Origin of the sequence: Actinoplanes sp. NPDC049265 (assembly GCF_043197135.1) — a bacterium.
Taxonomy (GTDB): domain Bacteria; phylum Actinomycetota; class Actinomycetes; order Mycobacteriales; family Micromonosporaceae; genus Actinoplanes.
In genome coordinates this window covers 106065-125764 of sequence record NZ_JBICSP010000018.1, presented here as the reverse complement: position 1 = coordinate 125764, position 19700 = coordinate 106065, and the positions used below count along the sequence as shown (strand labels likewise).

Here is a 19700-nt window from a genome sequence, read left to right as displayed (position 1 = left end):
ACCCGGGGCGGCCGCACCCCACCGACTCACTCCAACGGCCGCGCCGCTGGGCCGCGACCCCCGGCGGCGTGCTCACACATGCGGGCCCGCCGCCGGGGACCTACCGTCCTACCCCGCCGCGACGCTGGCTCCGGCCGCCTTGACCAGGGCGATCGTCTGCTCGATGGTCTGCGCCCGGTCGGCCGCGAACGCCTGGTCGATGATCACCAGCGGGTCGGCCGGGTAGACCAGAGCCGAGATGTGCAGGTGCCCGCCCGGGATGTCGGTCGCACCCAGGGCCAGCCGCAGCCGGTTGGAGCGGTACATGCTCTCGTTGGACAGATAGTTGCCGCCCCCACCCGACTGGGCCTGGCCGCCCGGCGTCGGGCCGGTGGTCTTGCAGGTCACCGTGCCAGTTGGGCGGTCGCCGGCGGCCCACTCGCAGATCTGCTGGTTAAGCCGGGTCGGCCATGGCGTGGTCCGGGCGTCGATCATCGCCTGGTACGGCAGCGTCGTCTCGATGAACTCCGGCTGCGGGCTGGGCTGCGGCCAACCGGCGGCGGGCGGGATCGGCTCCGGCGTGCCCTCGTTGTTGTTGTCCGGGCTGCCGCCGCGCCAGGCGCCGGCCCACTGCTCGATGTTCATCGTGCCCCGGTTGCCCTGACTGATCGTCATGATCAGGTCGGCCCGCTGGCCGCCCGCGTCCGGCGCCAGGTGCGGGCCGAACGCGTCCTCGACGATGCCCGCGTTGAAGCCGGACCAGGTCACCGGCAGGGCCACGGTCTGGATCTGGATCGTCCGGTGACCAGATTTGAACGTGACGCCGTCGAGCTGCAGCGCCGATGCCCCGGACGGGTTGGAGCGCCGGATCTCATTGTTCAGCTGGTACGGGTCGAAGCCGCTGACCAGGACCTTGGTGACCGCTTCGCGGTTGGGGAACTTGCTGGTGGTGATTCCACGCGAGGCATATTCGAAGGTACGCAGCAGAGCGGCACGTGAGTCGGCCGAGACGGTGAACGAGGGACGCCACTGGCGGAGGTCGCGCGTACCCATCAGCCGGGCCCAGTAGAGCGGGCGGTCGTCGTACCTCTCGATCGTGCCCATCCACAACCGGCCCTGGGCCCGCTCCACCGCGTCGTGCCACAACGTCTGGCCGCGCTGTTTCAAAAGCCGCTCCGCCGCCGCGACCGAGCGGGCCTGGCAGAGATCCTTACGCAGCCCATCCACATAGGAGTCGAAGCCACCCGCGGTGACCAGCGCGGACGGCACCTGCGGCCCGCCCGGCAGCGCGGGCGTGTCGATCCGCGACTCCTCGAACGTGGCCGGCGCCCCGCGGTCGAAGCAGGAGGGCGGCGCAGCCGACGCGGCCGGCGCGGCGACAAGGGGCCCAGCCAGCGCGATAGCGGCCGCGGCAAGCTTGCGAGACATGATCAAGGTGACCTCCGATCGATGTCCGCCGATCCTATCGACCGGCGAGCCACCCGTCAGCGCGCGTCGATCAGCCCGGCCTGAACGACGACGGGGCGGCGGGGCCGGGTGCCGACGACCACGTTCGCCGCCAGTCGCCCCGAGAAGCTCGTCCACCAACGGGTGTCCAGGCCCGGCGAGGTCGCGACGATCTCCCGATAGATGTCGTCGGCGACCGGGCCCGGCAGCGCGACCTCCTGAGCGGCCCAGGCTTCAAGCGCGTCGTCGAGATTCATGGCTGTTCCACCTCCTGCTGCTTCGGCGCGTGCCTCTCCGGCGCGCGTCGCACCGGCACGTCCTGATTCTGCGCGTGCTTCTCCAGCGCGTGCTTTACCGGCGCGTCCTGCTTCGGCACGTGTTTCACCGGCGCGTCCTGATTCTGCGCATGCTTCTCCAGCGCGTGCTTTACCGGCGCGTCCTGCTTCGGCGCGCGTTTCACCGGCGCGTCCTGATTCTGCGCATGCTTCCCCGACGCGTGCTTCCCCGACGCGTGTTTCTCCGGCGCTTCGTCATAGGCGACCAGGGCTTTGGACAGGGTGCGGCGGGCCAAGGACAGGCGGTAGCGGACCGTGCCGGCCGGGACGCCCAGTGCCGTGGCGATCTCAGCGCTGGTCAGCCCGCCCGCCGCGGTCAGCGTCAGGGTGACCCGCTGCTGCTCCGGAAGCTGCTTGATCGTGTCGGCGACCACGGCCACCCGTTCCGCGGCGATTACCGGGGTGCTGGCCGGCGGCGCCACGTCGGACGGCTGGGCGCGGAGCGCGGTGGCGGTGGCGGCACGCGTACGGGCGGCCCGATGCTCGTCGATCGACAGGTTGCGGGCAACCGTGAAGATCCACGCCCGCTGCCCGTCGCCGCTCAGCCCGGTCAGCTCTGGCAGCCGCCGCCACGCCCGCAGGAACGTCTCCTGCATCAGGTCAGCGGCCAGCCACCGGTCACCGACGCGCCCAGTGAAGTAGGCGTGCACGGCCGCCCGGTGCGCGTCGTACAGCCGGCGGAACTCAAGTGTGCGATCCATCAGCGACCCGGATCTGGCCCATGAGGGCCGTGGCCAGCACCTGGATGGCCGGGACAGCCCCGGCCGGCGCGAGAACGTCGCCGAGCAGGACCAGGTCGGCCACGTTCTCGCGGATCAGGTCGGTGGTGACACCGGCGCCGATGGTCAGATCGCCGAACACGACCAGGCTGATCGGGTGGTCGAGCAGCCGGAAGAAATCCGGGCCAAGCTCGATGTCGTCCAGAAAGATCCGTGGGTCGCCGGAGCGGTACCAGACCGTCTGCCCCTGCGCCTCCATGCATGATTCGAGCTGCGCCTGGGCCGCCTCCGGGGCGACCACCTGACCGGCGATGAGGATCTGGCTGTAGCCGACCGGCCCGACCTCACCGGTGATGATCACCTGGCCGGCCGCGACCAGGATGTCGCTCGGGTCGCCGCCCTGGTTGGCCAGGGCGGCGCCGGTCAGCCGGACCTGGCCGCTGAGCATCTTGACGTGCGGCCCGTCCGAGCCCTCGGGCCGGCGGTAGTAGGTGACCGTCCCCACGCCACCGCCCGACACCCGGCCGAGCGCCGCCTCACTGCCCCGCGGCGCGTACACCGATCCGATGACGCTGATCCGGGCCGGCAGTTCCCCGGTGACCGGCCCGGTGACCACCAGAACACCGACGACGATCAGCATCTCGTCCGGCCGCCCTATCCCGTCCCCGCCGACGACCAGCGGCCCGACGTGGATCCGGGCTTTCAACCCGTCGGGCACGAAGACCGTCACGCCGACCTCGGAGACCGGGATCGCCGCGTACGCCCCCGCCAGCCTCTCGGGCACGACGACCGCGCCCACCTCGCTGATCCGGCTGATCGCCGCCAACTCGTCCGCGCTGGTCAGATGGCTGAGGTCGAGCACCGCCCGCTCCCCGATCACGCCACGCTCGTCGCTCATCGCGCCCCTTCCACAACATTGCCGGCCACCTCGGGCGAGAGCCGCCGCGCCGCCGCCACCAGCCACTGTGCCAGCACGATCCGCGACCGGCGCACCGTCCTGAAATCCGCCTGAGGCGCATTCCCCCGATATGCCATCTCCACCTCACGCCGCAGTTCCTTCATTCGCACCGCGGCGAGCAGATAAAGGTCAGTCATCCGTCTCACTCCCTTCATGGAGTACGACGGGCGCCCCCAAAAAGTGTTGGGCCCGGCCCGCCCCGCAGCCAGCCGCGCCATCGCCCACAGGCCCGCACCCGCCCCGCGCACCCGCGCCCCGCCCCGCACTCCCCCGCGCACCCGCGCCCGCACCCGCCCCGCGCACCCGCGCCACAGGCCCGCACCCGCCCCGCGCCACAGGCCCGCACTCGCCCCGCGCACCGCGCCACGGGCTCACTTCGCCTATTCGCGTCGCGCGCCCGGGCCGGAAAGTTCTCACGGACGCCCGATGGGCGCGGCCGCGATAGCCCTCCCGGCCAGCCGGACCGCCGTCCGATCAAAAAGGCTGACTTTTCATGCGAGCTGCCAACTCTTGTTCCTGCGCAAGCATCTTCACCGTGAGCAAAGTCATCCGCGCCGCCGGCCTGGCGCTGCTGCTGGCGCTGGCCGGCTGCGACGACTCCCACGCCGCCTCCCCTGCCCCGGCGGCCTCGCCGGCCGCGAACTCGCCCAGCGACTCACCCGCCCCGAGCGCCCCCGCGCCGTCCGGGACGCAGCCGGCCTCCGGGACGCAGCTGGCGACCTTCGGCGGCGACGGCCGGCTCACCGCCGTGTCGAACGTCCACAACGACGGTTTCGTGGTCGTCGACAGTCTGCTCTCGGCCGGGGCGGAGCAATCGACCCTTCAGGTGTACGACCGGTCCGGCCATCCGCTGGCGCAGCTCCCGGCGGGCAGCTTCACCGGCGAGTGCGGCGCGGCCGACGTGCTCACCACCCGCGGCCGGCTGATCGTCACCGAGCTGGCCACCCAGAAGCCGGCCGAGGGCATCGCCAAGGCGACCAACGCGCTCACGCTGACCGCCACCGACGCCGCGACCGGCAGCACCGTGTGGACCGCCGACGTCGTGACGAAGTCCGAGGATCCGTTGCTCTGCCAGGCCTTCGACGGCGAGTTGTGGAACTTCAGCGCCACCCTGGACGGCCGTTGGGGCGCTCTGCTCTGGGACTCGGGCGACACTTCGATCGCCGTCGCGGTCGATCTGGCCACCGGCAAACTGCACCCACGCAAAGATCTGATGGGTACGCTCGGCAGCTTCCTGGTCACCGGCAGCAAGGACGCGGCTACCCTGACGACTCCTGACGGCTGGGCGCGGCTGGGCCGGCTCAAGACCGACGGCTCCTCCGGCGGCTCGGTTCCGCTCGACGGTCCCGGCGAGTACGCCCCCACCGGCCAGCTGGCCAACCGCGGCTTCAGCAACCCGCCGCGGATGGAGGTGACACCCGACGGTTCGGTCCTGGCCGGCGTCCTGGAGTCCAACGACGGTTCCGACTCGCACATCGACGGCTATGCCCTGCCCTCGATGCGCCGCCTGTGGCGGGTGCCGACGGCGGGTTCGTCCACCGACACGGTCGCCGGCATCAACGGCAACATCCTGCTCATCAACCGCGAGACGAACGGCGCGAGTGGCGGCGCCCTGCTGGCGCTGGACGTACACACCGGCAAGAAGCTCTGGAGCATCGACGTGGACGGCGGCACAGTGTGTGACGTCACCGGCAGCCAGGTGCTCGTCAACACTCACGACCAGCTGGCCACCTTGAGCACCGCCACCGGCGAGCAGCTCTCGTTCGCCGACAACCCGTACCGCGATCCGGCCACCGGTGTCACCGACTGCCCGCACACCCTCGAAGGCGCCCTGGGCGGCGTGGGCCTGGGCGACGGCACTGTCGTCCAGCTCCTCCAGCCCTGACCACCCCCGACCATCCAGGAGTCCACCGTGAAGTCTTTCCTCATAGTGGTTGGTTTCATCGTGATCATCGTCGTCGTGCGCATGGTCGTCTCCCGCGTCCTGGGCCTGGCCTTCAACCCTCTCGAGGCCAAACTCCGCCAGAAGCTCCTCGGCACGGGTCCCGCCCCCACCACCCAGACCACCACCGGCGGTGGCACCACCGACTGGACCACGACCACCACCCGGCCCAGCACCACGGGATCCATCGGCGGAGCAGCCTCCCGCACAGTCGCACCGCCGGCCGGCAACGACGTCGCCGCGGATCCGGCTCTTTCCGGGCTGGAGTCCTTCCAGGTGGTCAACCGAGCCGTCACCGCGCTCGCCATCCACCTGCCCGAGGCCGCCACCGCCAGCGGCGCAGCCCGAGCCTTATTCGACGCCGTGGCCGAAGCACTGCGCGCCGAGGACGAAGCCTCCCTGCTGGACGATTTCGTCCGCAACCCGCAGGACGACAGCCAGGTCAAGCGGACACTCCGCCAACACCTTCGCAGCCACCCCGAGACCGCCGCTGAACTCTCCCGCCTCACCGCCGCCGCCTGACAAGAGCCACAAACCGCGCCGGTCATACGGAGGCCAAGGCCGGCGCAGCCCCGGCCGACGGAGCCAAAGCCGGCGAGGGCCCCCAAAGAAGCCAGCCGACAGAGGCCAAAACCAGCGAAGGCCCCCAAAGAAGCCAGCCGACAGAGGCCAAAACCAGCGAAGGCCCCCAAAGAAGCCAGCCGACAGAGGCCAAAACCAGCGAAGGCCCCCAAAGAAGCCAGCCGACAGAGGCCAAAACCAGCGAAGGCCCCCAAAGAAGCCAGCCGACAGAGGCCAAAACCAGCGAAGGCCCCCAAAGAAGCCAGCCGACAGAGGCCAAAACCAGCGAAGGCCCCCAAAGCCAGCGAAGGCCCCCCAAAGAAAGCCCGGCCGAACGGGGGCACAACCGACGGCGGGCGCTAGGACGAGATCTCGGCCCGCGCCTGCTCGGCCATGCGGGCGACGACCGAGGCGTCGTTCCCCGCAGCGAGCCGAGCGGCCTCGTCAGCGAAGGCCAGCCCTTCCTCCCGGTCGCCCTGGGCTGCGGCGACATAGGCCAGCCCGACCAGATTGGCCGCCACCCCGGGCAGAAAGCCGAGCTCGCGGCGCAACCGGTTGGACTCCTCGAAGCGCCCCCGCGCCTCGTCGAACCGCCCCGCACCGTGGTCGGCGATCGCGAGGTGGCGCAGCGCGTACGACACCGTCAGCGAGTCGCCCAGCTCGCCCGCGCGTTCCAGCAGTGGAAGGGCCGCCCCCTCGTCGCCCCGGACGACCTGGTGGAACAGACCGGCCCAGAGCCACGCCGCCCCTTCACCGCGGGCGTCACCGGCCGCACGATACAGCCTGGCCGCCCGCTCGAAGAGTTCCAACTCGTGCTGGTCCTCGGCGCGGTCGGCCAGGAAGCGGGCGTGGAGCACCTTTCCCCGGGCAAGGGCCAGGTCGGCCTCGACCCCGTCCAGGTGCCGCTCGGCGACCGCAAGCCCGTCGTGCTCGCCGCCGAACATGGAGCGTTCGGCGAGATGTGCTGCCAACGGGATACGGTCGTCGCTGGTCAACGCGGCCCCCGGTGCACGCCGCCGAACACGAAGCGCTCGGCGAAGTGCGCGGCCAACACGCCGCCGAACACGAAGCGCTCGGCGAAGTGCGCGGCCAACGGGATACGGTCGTCGCTGGTCATCGCGGTACGACTGTCTCGATCGCCCACTGGCGGCAGGTGTCGAGGCGGTGCTGGACCAGGGCCAATTGCTCGGCCACCGGGCCGGGGCCGGTCGAGCCGGGTGTGGTCCGGGCGGCCAGCGCCGATCGCACCGAGAGGACCTCGCGCACCGACGGGTCGAGGTGCTCGCTGATCGTCTTGAGGTCGTCGTCGGAGACGTCCTCCAGCTCGCACTCGCGGGCCGAGCACAGCGCCACCAGCTTGCCGGTGATCTCGTGGGCGTCGCGGAACGGCACGCCCTTGCGGACCAGCCAGTCGGCGACCTCGGTGGCCAGGGAGAACCCGACCGGCGCGGCCGCGGCCAGGCGGTCGACCCGGACGGTCATCGTGGAGATCATGCCGGCCAGCGCGGGCAGCAGGAGCTGGAGCGTGTCGACGGCGTCGAAGGCCGGCTCCTTGTCTTCCTGCATGTCGCGGTCGTAGGTCAGCGGCAGGCCCTTGAGCATGGTCAGCACCGCCACCAGGCCGCCGGTCAGCCGGCCGCTCTTGCCGCGGGCCAGCTCAGCGATGTCCGCGTTCTTCTTCTGCGGCATGATCGACGAGCCGGTGGCGAAGGCGTCGTCCAGTTCCACCCAGCCGAACTCGGTGGAGGTCCAGAGCACGACCTCTTCGCCCAGGCGGGACAGGTGCACGCCGATCAGGGCGGTGACGAAGAGGAACTCGGCCACGAAGTCGCGGTCGGCCACGGCGTCCATGGAGTTGGCCGCGGGCGCGGTGAAGCCCAGTTCCTTGGCCACGGCGGCCGGGTCGAGGGGCAGCGAGGACCCGGCCAGGGCACCGCTGCCGAGCGGGGAGATCGCCGCCCGGCGGTCCCAGTCGGCCAGCCGGTCCAGGTCGCGGATCAGCGGGTGGACGTGGGCGAGCAGCCAGTGCCCGAAGCTGACCGGCTGGGCGTGCTGGAGGTGGGTCATGCCGGCCGCGGGGGTGTCCACGTTCAGCGCGGCCTGCTCGGTCAGCGCGTCGGCCAGCTCGATCAGCGCGGCGGCCACCCCGCGGGCGTGGTCGCGCAGGTAGAGCCGGAGGTCGGTGGCGACCTGGTCGTTGCGGGACCGGCCGGCCCGCAGTTTGCCGCCGAGCGAGCCGAGCCGTTCGAGCAGGCCGCGTTCCAGCGCGGTGTGCACGTCCTCGTCGTCGACGGTGGGCCGGAACTCGCCGGACGCGCACGCCGCCTCGAGGTCGTCGAGGGCGGCGAGCATCTTGCCGAGCTCGTCGGGGTCGAGCAGGCCGGCCGCCGCGAGCACCCGGGCGTGGGCGCGGGAGCCGGCGATGTCGTAGGGAGCCAGCCGCCAGTCGAACTGCACGCTGACGGAGAGCCGGGCGAGGGCCTCGGCCGGGCCGCCGGCGAACCGGCCGCCCCACAACGAGGTCTTGTTGTCCGATGAGCTCATGCGAGCCGCTTGTCCCGCGCCGACGCCATCCGCGAGGGCAGCCCCCACAACTGCACGAATCCCTTTGCGAGGGACTGGTCGAAGGTGTCCCCGGTGTCGTAGGTCGCCATCCCGAAATCGTAGAGGCTGGCCTCGGAGCGCCGTCCGGTGACCACCGCACGGCCACCGTGCAGGGTCATCCGCACTTCGCCGGTCACGTGCTGCTGGGTCTCGGCGATGAACGCGTCCAGGGCGTTACGCAGCGGCGAGAACCACAGGCCGTCGTAGACGAGCTCGCCCCACCGCTGGTCGACGGTGCGCTTGAACCGGGCGACGTCCCGCTCGACGGTCACCGCCTCCAGTTCCTGGTGCGCGGTAATGAGTGCGATCGCGCCGGGCGCCTCGTACACCTCACGGCTCTTGATCCCGACCAGGCGGTCCTCGACCATGTCGAGCCGGCCGATCCCGTGCGCGCCGGCCCGGCGGTTCAGCTCGGCGATGGCCTCGAGCGGGGTGACCGTCTCGCCGTCGATCGCGACCGGGTTGCCCTGGTCGAAGGTGATGGTGACCTCGTCGGCGTCGCGCGGCTCGGCCGGGTTCGACGTGTACGAGTACAGCTCCTCGATCGGCGCGTTCCAGATGTCCTCGAGGAAGCCGGTCTCGACCGCGCGCCCCCACAGGTTCTGGTCGATGGAGTAGGGCGACTTGTGCGACACGTCGATCGGCAGGCCCTTCTCTTCGGCCAGGGCGATCGCTTTGTCCCGGGTCCACGCGAAGTCCCGGGCCGGGGCGATCACCCGCAGGTCGGGGGCGAGCGCGCCGATGCCGACCTCGAAGCGGACCTGGTCGTTGCCCTTGCCGGTGCATCCGTGCGAGACCACGGTGCCGCCGTGCTGCTTGGCCGCCTCGACCAGGTGCCGCACGATCAGCGGCCGGCTGAGCGCCGAGACCAGCGGATAGCGGTCCATGTACAGGGCGTTGGCGCGCAGCGCGGGCAGACAGAAGTCGGCTGCGAACTCGTCGCGGGCGTCGACCACGACGCTTTCCACGGCGCCGCAGTCGAGGGCCCGCTGCCGGATGACCTCCATGTCCTCGCCGCCCTGCCCGACGTCGAGGGCGACGGCGATCACCTCCCCGCCCAGCTGGTCGGCGAGGTACGGGATGGCGACGGAGGTGTCCAACCCTCCGGAGTATGCGAGGACGACCCGCTCGGTCACGGGATGCTCCTTTCGATGGTGTCGTTGGTGTGGCCGGCCCAGTCGGCGAGTTTGTCGGCCAGGGCCTTGCCTCCGGTGACGTCGCGGGATACGACGAGGATCGTGTCGTCGCCGGCGATGGTGCCGACGACGTCGGAGAGCCCGGAGCGGTCCAGCGCGCTGGCCAGGAACTGCGCCGCCCCGGGCGGGGTTCGGAGGATCGCGAGGTTGCCGCTGGCGTCCACCCCGGTGAGAAGTTCACGGAGCAGCCGGATGAGCCGGGCCGGCGCGTGTTCGGCGTCGCGCAGCGGGCGGCGGCCGTCCTCGGGAATGACGTAGGCGCCGCTCACCTTGACCGCGTTCAGCTCTTCCAGGTCGCGGGAGAGCGTGGCCTGGGTGACCTGCACCCCGTCGGCGGCCAGCAGCTCGCCCAGCTCGGTCTGCGAGCGGACCGCGCGCTCCCGGATCAGCTCGACGATGCGGGCGTGCCGGCCGGCCCGCGTCCCGGGCCCGGTCACGACTCCTCGCCGTGTTCGACCAGCCAGGCGAGCAGTGCCTTCTGCGCGTGCAGCCGGTTTTCGGCCTGGTCGAAGACGGCGCTGCGCGGCCCGTCCATCATCTCGTCGGTGATTTCCTCGCCCCGGTGGGCGGGCAGGCAGTGCAGCACGATCGCTTCGGGCGCGGCGGCGGCCAGCAACTCGGCCCGGACCTGGTACGGCCGGAACGGCGTGAGCCGGTCACGACCGTCGGACTCCTGCCCCATCGACGTCCAGGTGTCGGTGGCGACCACGTCGACCCCGTCGACCGCCTCGAACGGGTCGCGCAGCACCTCGACCGAGCCGCTGGTCCAGGCGGCGATCTCGGCCGCCCGGGCGACCACGGCGCTGGACGGGTCGAAGCCGGCCGGCGCCGAGACCCGTACGTGCATGCCCGCTGTCGCCCCGGCCAGCAGGTAGGAGTGCGCCATGTTGTTGGCCGCGTCACCGACGTAGGCCAGCTTGACCCCCTTGGTGCCGCCCAGCCGCTCGCGCACGGTCTGCAGGTCGGCCAGGAGCTGGCAGGGGTGGTAGCCGTCGGTCAGCGCGTTGACGACCGGGACGCGGACGTCGGAGGCCAGCTCGGCCAGCCGGTCGTCGCCGTGGGTCCGGAGCACGATCGCGGACACGTAGCGCGACAGCACCCGCCCCGCGTCGGCCAGTGTCTCGCCCCGGCCGAAGTGCGTGTTCTGGGTGTCCACGATGATCGGGTTGCCGCCCAGCTCGGCGATGCCGGCCTCGAAGGACAGCCGGGTCCGCAGGCTCGGCTTGTCGAAAATGACCGCGACCGACTGCGGGCCGGCCAGCGGCTTGTAGCCGTACCGGTCGGCCTTGAAGGTGGCGGCCAGGTCGAGCACCGCACTTTGCTCGTCGGGCGACAGGTCGTCGTCGGCGAGGAAGTGCTTGATCACGGGAGTACCCCTTTCAGGGCGGCGAGGAAGGAGTCGGCCTGGTCGGCGGAGAGGATCAGCGGAGGGGCCAGCCGGATCACGGCCGGCTGCACGGGATTGACCAGGAAACCCTTGTCGCGCAGGGCCGTCGCGAGGCGGGCCGAGTCGGGGCCGGCCAGCTCGATGCCGAGCAGCAGACCCGATCCGCGTACGCCGAGCCCGAGCGCCTCGATGCCGCGCCTCAGCTGCTCACCGACCCGCTTGACGTGGTCGAGCAGCCCGTCCCCGGCGATGGTCCGGATCACCGCGAGCGCCGCCGCGCAGCACACCGGGTTGCCACCGAAGGTGGTGCCGTGCGAGCCCGGGGTGAAGAGCTCGGCGGCTCGCCCGAAGGCCAGGCAGGCACCGATCGGCAGGCCACCGCCGAGCCCCTTGGCCAGCGTGACGATGTCGGGTTCGATGCCGTCGGCCTGGTGGGCGAACCAGTGCCCGGTGCGGCCGATGCCGGTCTGCACCTCGTCGAGCACGAGCAGCGCGCCGGTGGCGGTGCAGATCTCGCGGGCCGCGGCCAGGTAACCGGCCGGTGGGACGACGACACCGTTTTCTCCCTGGATCGGCTCCAGGATCACCATCGCGGTCTCGCCCGTGACGGCGGCCCGCAGCGCGTCCACGTCGCCGTACGGGATGTGGGTGACCTCGCCCGGCAGCGGCCGGAACGGGTCGGCCTTGGCCGGCTGCCCGGTCAGCGCGAGCGCGCCCATCGTGCGGCCGTGGAAGCCGCCCTGGGTGGCCACCACATGGGTACGCCCGGTCAGCCGGGACAGCTTGAACGCGGCCTCGTTGGCCTCGGCGCCGGAGTTGCTGAAGATAACCCGGCCGTCGCGCCCGGCCAGGGCCAGCAGGAGCTCGGCCAGCGCGACCGGCGGCTCGGCGATGAAGAGGTTGGAGACGTGGCCCAGCGTCGTGATCTGCTTGGTGACGGCGTCGACCACGGCCGGGTGGGCGTGCCCGAGCGCGTTCACCGCGATGCCACCGAGCAGGTCGACATAGTCACGGCCGTCCTCGTCGGTGACCACGGCGCCGGAGCCGCGGACCAGCGCGAGCGGCGGCGTGCCGTAGTTGTCCATCATGGAGTCTTGCCAGCGGCCGGTCAGCCCGCTCATGACGGCGTCACCATGGTCCCGAAACCCTCCGACGTGAAGACTTCCAACAGGATCGAGTGGGCGACGCGACCGTCGACCACATGCGCGGCGGGCACCCCGCCGCGGACCGCGCGCAGGCAGGCCTCCATCTTGGGGACCATGCCGGACTCGAGCGACGGCATCAGCTTTTCCAGGTCGGCGGCGTCGATCCGTGTGGTCAGCGACGAGGTGTCGGGCCAGTTGGTGTACAGGCCGGGCACGTCGGTGAGGACGACCAGCTTGCGGGCGCCGAGCGCGACGGCCAGCGCGGAGGCGGCCGTGTCGGCGTTGACGTTGTGCACGACGCCGTCCACGTCGGGGGCGACGGTGGCGACGACCGGGATGCGGCCGGCCGCGATCAGGTCGTCGACCGCCGAGGTGTCGACCGCGGCCACATCGCCGACCTGGCCGATGTCGACCGGCTCGCCGTCGACGATCGCGTGCCGCCGCTCGGCGGTGAACAGCCGCGCGTCCTCGCCGGAGAGCCCGACCGCGAACGGGCCGTGCTGGTTGATCAAGCCGACCAGCTCGCGGCCGACCTGGCCGGTGAGGACCATGCGGACCACGTCCATCGCCTCGGGCGTGGTGACTCGCAGCCCGCCCTTGAACTCGCTGGCGATGCCGAGCCGGCCCAGCATCGCGTTGATCTGCGGGCCGCCGCCGTGCACCACGACCGGCTTGATCCCGGCGTAGCGCAGGAAGACCATGTCGGCCGCGAACGCCGCCTGCAGCGCCGGGTCGATCATCGCGTTGCCGCCGTACTTGATGACGACCGTCTCGCCGTGGAACCGCTCGAGCCACGGCAGCGACTCGATGAGGACCGCGGCCTTCTGGTGCGGGGTCATGGTCATGACGAGTACGCCGAGTTCTCGTGCACGTACGCGTGGGAGAGGTCGGTAGTCCAGATCGTCGCCGACATCTCGGCCTCGTGCAGGTTGACCTGGATGGAGACGTCGCGCCCGGAGAGGTCCACGGTGGAGCGATCCTCGGCCGCCGCCCCGCCCTTGCACACCCACACGCCGTTGACCGCCACGTCGATCCGGTCGGGCTCGAACGCCGCCCCGGTGGTGCCGACCGCGGCCAGGATCCGCCCCCAGTTGGGGTCGTTGCCGAACAGCGCGGTCTTGACCAGGTTGTTGCGGGCCACGGTCCGGCCGACCTCGACCGCGTCGGCCTCACTGGCCGCACCGAGCACCTCGATCGCGACGTGCTTGGTGGCGCCCTCGGCGTCGGCGATCAGTTGCTGGGCCAGGTCGTGGCAGACCGCGGTGACGGCGGCGGTCAGCTCGGCCTGGCTGGGCTGGACGTCGGAGGCGCCGCTGGCCAGCAGCAGCACGGTGTCGTTGGTGGACATGCAGCCGTCGGCGTCGATCCGGTCGAAGGTCAGCCGGGTCGCCTCGCGCAGCGCCTCGTCGAGCGCGTCGTTGCCGGCGACCGCGTCGGTGGTGACCACGACGAGCATGGTGGCCAGCGCCGGCGCGAGCATCCCGGCGCCCTTGGCCATGCCGCCGACGCTCCAGCCATCACCGGTGACGACCGCCGATTTCGACACGGTGTCGGTGGTCATGATGGCCTCGGCGGCGGCCGTGCCGCCCTGGCCGGACAGCTCCTTGGCCGCGTGCGCGACGCCGGGCAGCAGTTTGTTCATCGGCAGCAGCTCGCCGATCAGGCCGGTCGAGCAGACCGCGACGTCGCCGGCGCCGATCAGCATCGGCTTGGCCCCGCCGCGGAGAACGGCCGCGGTGTGCTCGGCGGTGGCGTGCGTGTCGCGGAAGCCCTGGCTGCCGGTGCAGGCGTTGGCGCCGCCGGAGTTGAGCACGACGGCCCGGACGACACCGCCCTTGAGCACCTGCTCGCTCCAGAGCACCGGCGCGGCCTTGACCCGGTTGCCGGTGAAAACGCCGGCGACGGTGAAGTCGGGGCCGTCGTTGACGACCAGCGCGACGTCGGACCGGCCGCCGTCTTTGAGCCCGGCGGCGACGCCGCTGGCCCGGAAGCCTTTCGGAGTGGTGACGGTCATGGCGCGACTCCCAGGGCGGACAGGCCCGCGGTCTCCGGCAGGCCGAACATCAGGTTTGCGTCTTGCACGGCCTGCCCGGCCGCGCCCTTGCCGAGGTTGTCGAGAGCGCTGACCACGATGATCCGGCCCGAATCGATGTCGACCGTTGCCTGCAGGTGACAGGAGTTGGAACCGGCGGTGGCCGCCGTGTGCGGCCACACGCCCTCGGGCAGGACGTGGACGAACGGTTCGTCGGCGTAGGCGGCGGCGAGCACCGCGCGCGGGTCGGGACCCAGAGCTTTCGCGGTGACCGTGGCCAGGATGCCGCGCGGCATCGGGGCGAGCACCGGGGTCATCGACAGGGAGGTGGCGCCGGTGGCCTGCTTGATCTCGGGGACGTGTTGGTGGGCACCCACCTTGTAGGGCGACAGGTCGCCCATGACCTCGCTGGCCAGCAGATGAGTCTTGGCCGAACGGCCGGCGCCGCTGCTGCCGGAGGAGGCGACCACGACCACGTCGGCCGGGTCGGCCGCCCCGGCGGCGATCAGCGGGGCCAGCGCGAGCGTGATCGTCGCCGCATAACAACCCGTGTTGGCCACTCGGTCGGACGCCGCGATCGCCGCGCGCTGACCCGGCAGCTCGGGTAACCCGTAGGTCCACGTGCCGGCGTGTTCGCCGCCGTAGTACTTCGTCCACAGGGCGGCGTCCTGCAGCCGGAAGTCGGCGCCCAGATCGACTATCTTGACGCCGGCCGGCAGCTGCGCCGCGAGAGCGGCCGACTGCCCATGGGGCAAGGCGAGAAAGACCAGGTCAGCGTCGGCCAGAGCGGCCGGATCGGTCGAGCCCAGCACCAGGTCGAGACCGGTCAGCTGCGGGTGCACCGCGGCCACCGGCAGACCGGCCTGACTGTGGGCGGTGGCCGCCACCAGCTCGAGCTCGGGGTGGCCCGAGATCAGGCGCAGCAGCTCACCGCCCGCGTATCCGCTCGCTCCCGCGACCGCGACTGAGTAACCCATGCAGCCCTCCGTATGACTATGCAGAGGACCGTATCAAGTAACAGGACGCGGCCACAACCGTGCCGTACGTCACCAGTCGTGCAGGGTGCCGTCCTTCAAGCGGTTGATGGGCAAATAGGCGGTTTGGTAGGGAAAGCGACCAGCGGCATCGAGATCCAGGCCCACGCCGAGGCCCGGAGCGGAGCCCGGATGCAGAAGCCCATCGGTGAAGGTGAACGACTGCGAGAAAACAGAGTCGGTCAGGGCGCCATGCTTCATGTATTCCTGGATGCCGAAGTTGTGCACGGCGAGACCGAGATGCAACGCCGCCGCCATGCCCACCGGCGAAATGTCGGTCGGCCCGTGAATGCCGGATTTGATGCCGTACTGCCCCGCGTACTCCAGAATGCGTTTGAGGTGTGTGATCCCGCCCGTGTGCGTCACCGCCGACCGGACGTAGTCGATCAGCCGCTCCGAGATGAGCGACCGATAGTCGTAGACCGAGTTGAACACCTCACCGATCGCCAGCGGGGTCGTGGTGTGCTGCCGGACCAGCCGCAACGCCGACGTGTCCTCGGCCGGCGTGCAGTCCTCCAGCCAGAACAGGTCGTACGGTTCCAGCTCCTTCCCCAGCCGCGCCGCCTCGATCGGCGTAAGTCGGTGATGCACGTCGTGCAACAGCGGCAACGAGGGCCCGAACTCGGCCCGCACCGCCTCGAAAACGCCCGGAATGTGCCGCAGATAGGACCGGCTGTCCCAGTCTTCCTCGACCGGCATCGGCACTCGTCCCGCCGGTTCGTACAAGGCAGAAGAGCCGACGCCGTAGACCTTGGAAAGGCCCGGCACGCTGGTTTGCACGCGAATGGCGCGATAGCCCTCTTCGAGCAGCTGATGAATGGACTCGAACAACGAAGGGAGAGAGGGTCCGGACGCGTGACCATAGGCGAGGAGGCCGGTCCGCGACGCCCCGCCCAGCAGCTGGTAGAGCGGCATTCCCGCGGCCTGCGCCTTGAGGTCCCAGAGGGCGACGTCCACGGCGGCGATGGCGGCCATGGTGACCGGCCCGCGCCGCCAGTACGCCCCGCGGTAGAGGAACTGCCAGGTGTCCTCGATGCGGTGCGCGTCGCGGCCGACGAGCAGCGGCGCGACATGCTCGGCGAGGTACGCCACCACGCTCCGCTCGCGCCCGTTGAGGGTCGCGTCGCCCAGCCCGACCAGCCCGTCGTCGGTGGTCAGGCGGAGCGTGACGAAGTTGCGGTCGGGGCTGGTCACGACTACTTCGGCGGATTCGATGATCATGAGCGGCCTTTCCGGGAGGGTTCCGGGCGAACCGTAGTAGAAAGAGCATGTGGCCAACGAGGTGACGGTCCCGCTGCTTCCCTGCCGGGACGTCGACGAGATCATCGCCTTCTACGCGGTGCTGGGCTTCCGGGCGACCTACCGGCAGCCCGGGTACGTCGCGCTGCGCCGCTCCGACCTGCATCTGCACTTCTTCGTGGTGCCCGAGTTCGAGCCCGAGACCTCGTACGGCTCCTGCCTGGTCCTGGTGGACGACATCGGCGCGCTGCACCGGGCGTTCGCCGACGGCATGCGGACCGCGTACGGCCAGGTCCTGGTCTCGGGCGTGCCGAGGATGACCAGGCCACGGGTACGCGCGACCGCGCTCAGCGGCTTCAGCATCGTCGACCCGGCCGGCAACTGGATGCGGGTGATCGCCCGCGGCATCGAACGCGCCCCCGGCCCGCAGACCCCGCTCGCCCGCGCCCTCGAACACGCCGTGGTGCTGGCCGACGTGCAGGACGACCACGAGCGGGCGGCGACCGTGCTGGACGGCGCGCTCGGCCAGGTGCCGCCGGACGAGGACCCGGCGGTGATGGCCGAGGCTTTGGCGTACCGTGCGGAACTTGCTTTGATCCTCAACGACGAGCGCACCGCCGCCGCGGCCCTGGAGCGGGCCCGCGAGCTCGACGCGACCGGGGCCGAGCTGGCCGAGTTCGCCTCGGAGCTGGACCGGCGGGTGCGCGACGTCACCGCGACGGTCTGAACGGGCAAACCACTGACACGTGTAGGTTCCGGAACCGTCCCGGGGTGACGGAACCGGTTCCGGGCTGTCAGACTGCGGTTTAGCCCCAAATCCGACCGCTGCCCCACCGCCACCCTTGACCGGACTAAAAGACTGCGTCCGTCGATCTTCCCGGAGGACCCCCACAGTGCCCGCTGACGATCCCTACCGTAATCCCGCGCTCACCGTCGACGAGCGCGTGGCGGATCTGCTGGGCCGGATGACCCTGCCCGAGAAGGTCGGGCAGATGCTCCAGCTCGACTCCCGCGGCGACCTCAAGGAGATCGTCACCGACAAGCTGGCCGGGTCGATCCTGCACACCTCGCCGCAGAAGCTGCTGGAGGCCATCGACCTCGCCGCCGGCACCCGGCTCGGCATCCCGCTGATCACCGCCGAGGACTGCATCCACGGGCACTCGTTCTGGCCCGGCGCGACGATCTTCCCGTCGCAGCTCGCGATGGCCGCCAGCTGGGACGCCGGCATGGTCGAGCGGGTGGCCCGCACCACCGCCGTCGAGGTGTCCGCCACCGGCGTGCACTGGACCTTCTCCCCCGTCCTGTGCATCGCCCGCGACCTGCGCTGGGGCCGGGTGGACGAGACGTTCGGCGAGGACCCGTTCCTGATCGGCGAGCTGGGCGCGGCGATGGTCCGCGGCTACCAGGGCGGCGGGCTCACCGACCCGACCGCGATCATGGCCACCGCCAAGCACTTCGCCGGGTACTCCGAGACCCAGGGCGGCCGGGACGCCAGCGAGGCCGACCTCACCCCGCGCAAGCTGCGCGCCTGGTTCCTCCCGCCGTTCGAGCGGGTGGCCCGGGAGGGCGTGGCCACGTTCATGCTCGGCTACCAGTCGATGGACGGCGTACCCATCACCACCAACCGCTGGCTGCTCAACGACGTGCTCAAGCAGGAGTGGGGCTTCACCGGCACGCTGGTCACCGACTGGGACAACGTCGGGCGGATGGTCTGGGAGCAGCAGGTCGCGGCCGACATCGCGGAGGCCGCCGCGGCCGCCGTCCGGGCCGGCAACGACCTGATCATGACCACGCCGAGCTTCTTCGAGGGCGCGCAGGAGGCGATCGAGCGCGGGATCCTCGACGAGGCCGAGATCGACGAGGCCGTCCGCCGGATCCTGCGGCTCAAGTTCCGGCTCGGGCTGTTCGAGAACCCGCGCGGCCCCGACTCGGCCCGGCAGGCGGCGGTCATCGGCGCGCCCGAGCACACCGGGCTCAACCTCGAGATGGCCCGCCGCTCGCTGGTCCTGCTGCGCAACGACGGCACGCTGCCACTCCGGAACAAGACGAAGATCGCGGTGCTCGGCCCCAACGCCGACGACGTGTCGGCCCAGCTCGGCGACTGGGCCGGCGACTCCGGCCAGGTCGACTGGCTGCCCGACGGGCACCCGCGGGAGCTCACCGAGACCGTGCTGGACGGCTTCCGCGCGCTGGGCGCGGACGTGACCTACGCCCGCGGCGCCGGCATCGTCGAGCTCGTTCCCGACCCCGCGGGTACGCACTTCCCGGACGGCCAGCCGCGCCCGCCGATCGCCCAGGGCATCGCCGTCGACGAGACCGAGCTGGCCGAGGCGGTGGCCGCTGCCCGGGCCGCCGACGTGGCCGTCGTGGTGGTCGGCGACACGGTCGCGCTGACCGGCGAGAGCAAGTCGACGGCCACGCTGGAACTGCAGGGCGGCCAGGCGGCGCTGCTGGCGGCGGTCGCGGCCACCGGAACGCCGATGGTCGTCGTGCTGATCAACTCCAAGCCGCTGGTCCTGCCGCCCGCGGCGGTCGGCGCGGCGGCGCTGATCCAGGCCTTCAACCCCGGTATGCGCGGCGGCCGGGCCATCGCCGAGCTGGTGCTGGGCGCGATCGAGCCGACCGGCCGGCTGCCGATCACCATGCCCCGGCATGTCGGCCAGCAGCCGGTCTACTACAACCAGATCCGGGGCCAGCACGGCCGCCGCTACGCCGACCTGACCCAGGAACCGCAGTTCGTCTTCGGCGAGGGCCTGAGCTACACCACCGTCGAATACTCGGACCTCGTCCTGGACCAGACCGAGCTTCCGGCCGGCGGCACGATCCGCGCGACGGTCAAGCTGACCAACCTCGGCGACCGGCCGGCGCTCGAGACCGTGCAGGTCTATCTCTCCGACCTCGTCACCAGCGTGACCTGGGCCGAGCGGGAGCTGAAGACCTACCGCCAGGCCACCGTCCCGCCCCGGGGAGAGACGACCGTCGACCTCGAACTGCCGGTGCGGGAGTGCACGCTGGTCACCGCGGACGGGCGCCGGGTGGTCGAGCCGGGCGCGTTCGAGCTCCAGGTCGGACCGAATTCTCGTGACCTGATCGTCGCGCGTTTCTCGGTCACGGCCTGACAGA

20 protein-coding genes are annotated in these 19700 nt (G+C 71.3%); 4 read left to right on the top strand and 16 right to left on the bottom strand.

From position 1 onward, the window contains the following. Window positions 1–108 precede the first annotated feature (108 nt). From ACGFIO_RS33985 to ACGFIO_RS33965, 5 genes are read right to left on the bottom strand one after another with little or no spacing between them, the layout of a single operon-like run. The gene (locus ACGFIO_RS33985; RefSeq protein ID WP_392832755.1) at window positions 109–1407 is read right to left on the bottom strand and encodes a hypothetical protein; all 1299 of its coding nucleotides are present in this window, start codon (window positions 1405–1407) and stop codon (window positions 109–111) included. A gap of 56 nt (window positions 1408–1463) precedes the next feature. After that, window positions 1464–1682: a hypothetical protein gene (locus ACGFIO_RS33980; protein WP_392832753.1), complete on the bottom strand. Its 219-nt coding sequence runs from the start codon at window positions 1680–1682 to the stop codon at window positions 1464–1466. Then, window positions 1679–2461, bottom strand: a complete 783-nt coding sequence (locus ACGFIO_RS33975) for an RNA polymerase sigma factor (protein WP_392832751.1) — start codon at window positions 2459–2461, stop codon at window positions 1679–1681. The genes ACGFIO_RS33980 and ACGFIO_RS33975 overlap by 4 nt, the downstream gene beginning before the upstream one ends. Beyond that, the gene (locus tag ACGFIO_RS33970) at window positions 2445–3377 is read right to left on the bottom strand and encodes a hypothetical protein (protein ID WP_392832748.1); all 933 of its coding nucleotides are present in this window, start codon (window positions 3375–3377) and stop codon (window positions 2445–2447) included. Before ACGFIO_RS33970 ends, ACGFIO_RS33975 begins: the two co-directional genes overlap by 17 nt. Beyond that, entirely contained in the window at window positions 3374–3574 is a 201-nt protein-coding gene (locus ACGFIO_RS33965; protein WP_392832746.1) for a hypothetical protein, read from the bottom strand. Before ACGFIO_RS33965 ends, ACGFIO_RS33970 begins: the two co-directional genes overlap by 4 nt. Window positions 3575–3972: 398 nt before the next feature. Here ACGFIO_RS33965 and ACGFIO_RS33960 point away from each other — a divergent pair, with 398 nt between their 5' ends. After that, window positions 3973–5322 carry a PQQ-binding-like beta-propeller repeat protein gene (locus ACGFIO_RS33960; protein WP_392832744.1) on the top strand — a complete coding sequence of 450 codons (1350 nt, stop codon included), beginning with the start codon at window positions 3973–3975 and terminating at the stop codon, window positions 5320–5322. A 27-nt stretch (window positions 5323–5349) separates the two neighbouring features. Next, a complete protein-coding gene (locus ACGFIO_RS33955; RefSeq protein ID WP_392832741.1) occupies window positions 5350–5901 on the top strand; it encodes a hypothetical protein in 552 nt (183 codons plus the stop codon). A gap of 398 nt (window positions 5902–6299) precedes the next feature. Here the strand turns inward: ACGFIO_RS33955 and ACGFIO_RS33950 are convergent, their stop codons facing one another. From ACGFIO_RS33950 to manD, 11 genes are all read right to left on the bottom strand, one after another. Next, window positions 6300–6911, bottom strand: a complete 612-nt coding sequence (locus ACGFIO_RS33950) for a tetratricopeptide repeat protein (RefSeq protein ID WP_392832739.1) — start codon at window positions 6909–6911, stop codon at window positions 6300–6302. A 20-nt stretch (window positions 6912–6931) separates the two neighbouring features. Then, window positions 6932–7057 carry a hypothetical protein gene (locus ACGFIO_RS33945; RefSeq protein ID WP_392832737.1) on the bottom strand — a complete coding sequence of 42 codons (126 nt, stop codon included), beginning with the start codon at window positions 7055–7057 and terminating at the stop codon, window positions 6932–6934. Beyond that, on the bottom strand, window positions 7054–8484 hold the full coding sequence (gene argH, locus ACGFIO_RS33940; RefSeq protein WP_392832734.1) for an argininosuccinate lyase: 1431 nt from the start codon (window positions 8482–8484) through the stop codon (window positions 7054–7056). The genes ACGFIO_RS33945 and argH overlap by 4 nt, the downstream gene beginning before the upstream one ends. Continuing rightward, window positions 8481–9680: an argininosuccinate synthase gene (locus ACGFIO_RS33935; protein ID WP_392832732.1), complete on the bottom strand. Its 1200-nt coding sequence runs from the start codon at window positions 9678–9680 to the stop codon at window positions 8481–8483. Before ACGFIO_RS33935 ends, argH begins: the two co-directional genes overlap by 4 nt. Next, entirely contained in the window at window positions 9677–10177 is a 501-nt protein-coding gene (locus tag ACGFIO_RS33930) for an arginine repressor (RefSeq protein ID WP_392832729.1), read from the bottom strand. The genes ACGFIO_RS33935 and ACGFIO_RS33930 overlap by 4 nt, the downstream gene beginning before the upstream one ends. Then, on the bottom strand, window positions 10174–11106 hold the full coding sequence (gene argF, locus ACGFIO_RS33925) for an ornithine carbamoyltransferase (protein ID WP_392832726.1): 933 nt from the start codon (window positions 11104–11106) through the stop codon (window positions 10174–10176). The genes ACGFIO_RS33930 and argF overlap by 4 nt, the downstream gene beginning before the upstream one ends. Continuing rightward, complete coding sequence (locus ACGFIO_RS33920) at window positions 11103–12248, bottom strand: acetylornithine transaminase (RefSeq protein WP_392832725.1); 1146 nt, start codon at window positions 12246–12248, stop codon at window positions 11103–11105. Before ACGFIO_RS33920 ends, argF begins: the two co-directional genes overlap by 4 nt. After that, on the bottom strand, window positions 12245–13111 hold the full coding sequence (gene argB, locus ACGFIO_RS33915; RefSeq protein WP_392832882.1) for an acetylglutamate kinase: 867 nt from the start codon (window positions 13109–13111) through the stop codon (window positions 12245–12247). Before argB ends, ACGFIO_RS33920 begins: the two co-directional genes overlap by 4 nt. A 2-nt stretch (window positions 13112–13113) precedes the next feature. Further along, complete coding sequence (argJ, locus tag ACGFIO_RS33910; RefSeq protein WP_392832722.1) at window positions 13114–14286, bottom strand: bifunctional glutamate N-acetyltransferase/amino-acid acetyltransferase ArgJ; 1173 nt, start codon at window positions 14284–14286, stop codon at window positions 13114–13116. Next, window positions 14283–15281, bottom strand: a complete 999-nt coding sequence (argC, locus tag ACGFIO_RS33905) for an N-acetyl-gamma-glutamyl-phosphate reductase (RefSeq protein ID WP_392832720.1) — start codon at window positions 15279–15281, stop codon at window positions 14283–14285. The genes argJ and argC overlap by 4 nt, the downstream gene beginning before the upstream one ends. Before the next feature lie 69 nt (window positions 15282–15350). Then, a complete protein-coding gene (gene manD, locus ACGFIO_RS33900; RefSeq protein WP_392832880.1) occupies window positions 15351–16559 on the bottom strand; it encodes a D-mannonate dehydratase ManD in 1209 nt (402 codons plus the stop codon). A 49-nt stretch (window positions 16560–16608) separates the two neighbouring features. Between manD and ACGFIO_RS33895 the strand changes: the two genes are divergently transcribed. Both ACGFIO_RS33895 and ACGFIO_RS33890 read left to right on the top strand, forming a co-directional pair. Next, the gene (locus ACGFIO_RS33895; protein ID WP_392832718.1) at window positions 16609–17304 is read left to right on the top strand and encodes a VOC family protein; all 696 of its coding nucleotides are present in this window, start codon (window positions 16609–16611) and stop codon (window positions 17302–17304) included. 166 nt (window positions 17305–17470) lie between these two features. Continuing rightward, window positions 17471–19696 (top strand): glycoside hydrolase family 3 N-terminal domain-containing protein, encoded by a 2226-nt coding sequence (locus tag ACGFIO_RS33890; RefSeq protein WP_392832716.1) that lies wholly within the window; start codon window positions 17471–17473, stop codon window positions 19694–19696. The last annotated feature ends 4 nt before the right edge of the window (window positions 19697–19700 follow it).

Excerpts from the sequence above, each read along its gene's own strand:
- ACGFIO_RS33985 (WP_392832755.1), bottom strand. The coding sequence starts at position 1,407 with ATGTCTCGCAAGCTTGCCGCGGCCGCTATCGCGCTGGCTGGGCCCCTT.
- ACGFIO_RS33980 (WP_392832753.1), bottom strand. The coding sequence starts at position 1,682 with ATGAATCTCGACGACGCGCTTGAAGCCTGGGCCGCTCAGGAGGTCGCG.
- ACGFIO_RS33975 (WP_392832751.1), bottom strand. The coding sequence starts at position 2,461 with ATGGATCGCACACTTGAGTTCCGCCGGCTGTACGACGCGCACCGGGCG.
- ACGFIO_RS33970 (WP_392832748.1), bottom strand. The coding sequence starts at position 3,377 with ATGAGCGACGAGCGTGGCGTGATCGGGGAGCGGGCGGTGCTCGACCTC.
- ACGFIO_RS33965 (WP_392832746.1), bottom strand. The coding sequence starts at position 3,574 with ATGACTGACCTTTATCTGCTCGCCGCGGTGCGAATGAAGGAACTGCGG.
- ACGFIO_RS33945 (WP_392832737.1), bottom strand. The coding sequence starts at position 7,057 with ATGACCAGCGACGACCGTATCCCGTTGGCCGCGCACTTCGCCGAGCGC.
- argH (WP_392832734.1), bottom strand. The coding sequence starts at position 8,484 with ATGAGCTCATCGGACAACAAGACCTCGTTGTGGGGCGGCCGGTTCGCC.
- ACGFIO_RS33920 (WP_392832725.1), bottom strand. The coding sequence starts at position 12,248 with ATGAGCGGGCTGACCGGCCGCTGGCAAGACTCCATGATGGACAACTAC.
- argB (WP_392832882.1), bottom strand. The coding sequence starts at position 13,111 with ATGACCCCGCACCAGAAGGCCGCGGTCCTCATCGAGTCGCTGCCGTGG.
- argJ (WP_392832722.1), bottom strand. The coding sequence starts at position 14,286 with ATGACCGTCACCACTCCGAAAGGCTTCCGGGCCAGCGGCGTCGCCGCC.
- argC (WP_392832720.1), bottom strand. The coding sequence starts at position 15,281 with ATGGGTTACTCAGTCGCGGTCGCGGGAGCGAGCGGATACGCGGGCGGT.
- manD (WP_392832880.1), bottom strand. The coding sequence starts at position 16,559 with ATGATCATCGAATCCGCCGAAGTAGTCGTGACCAGCCCCGACCGCAAC.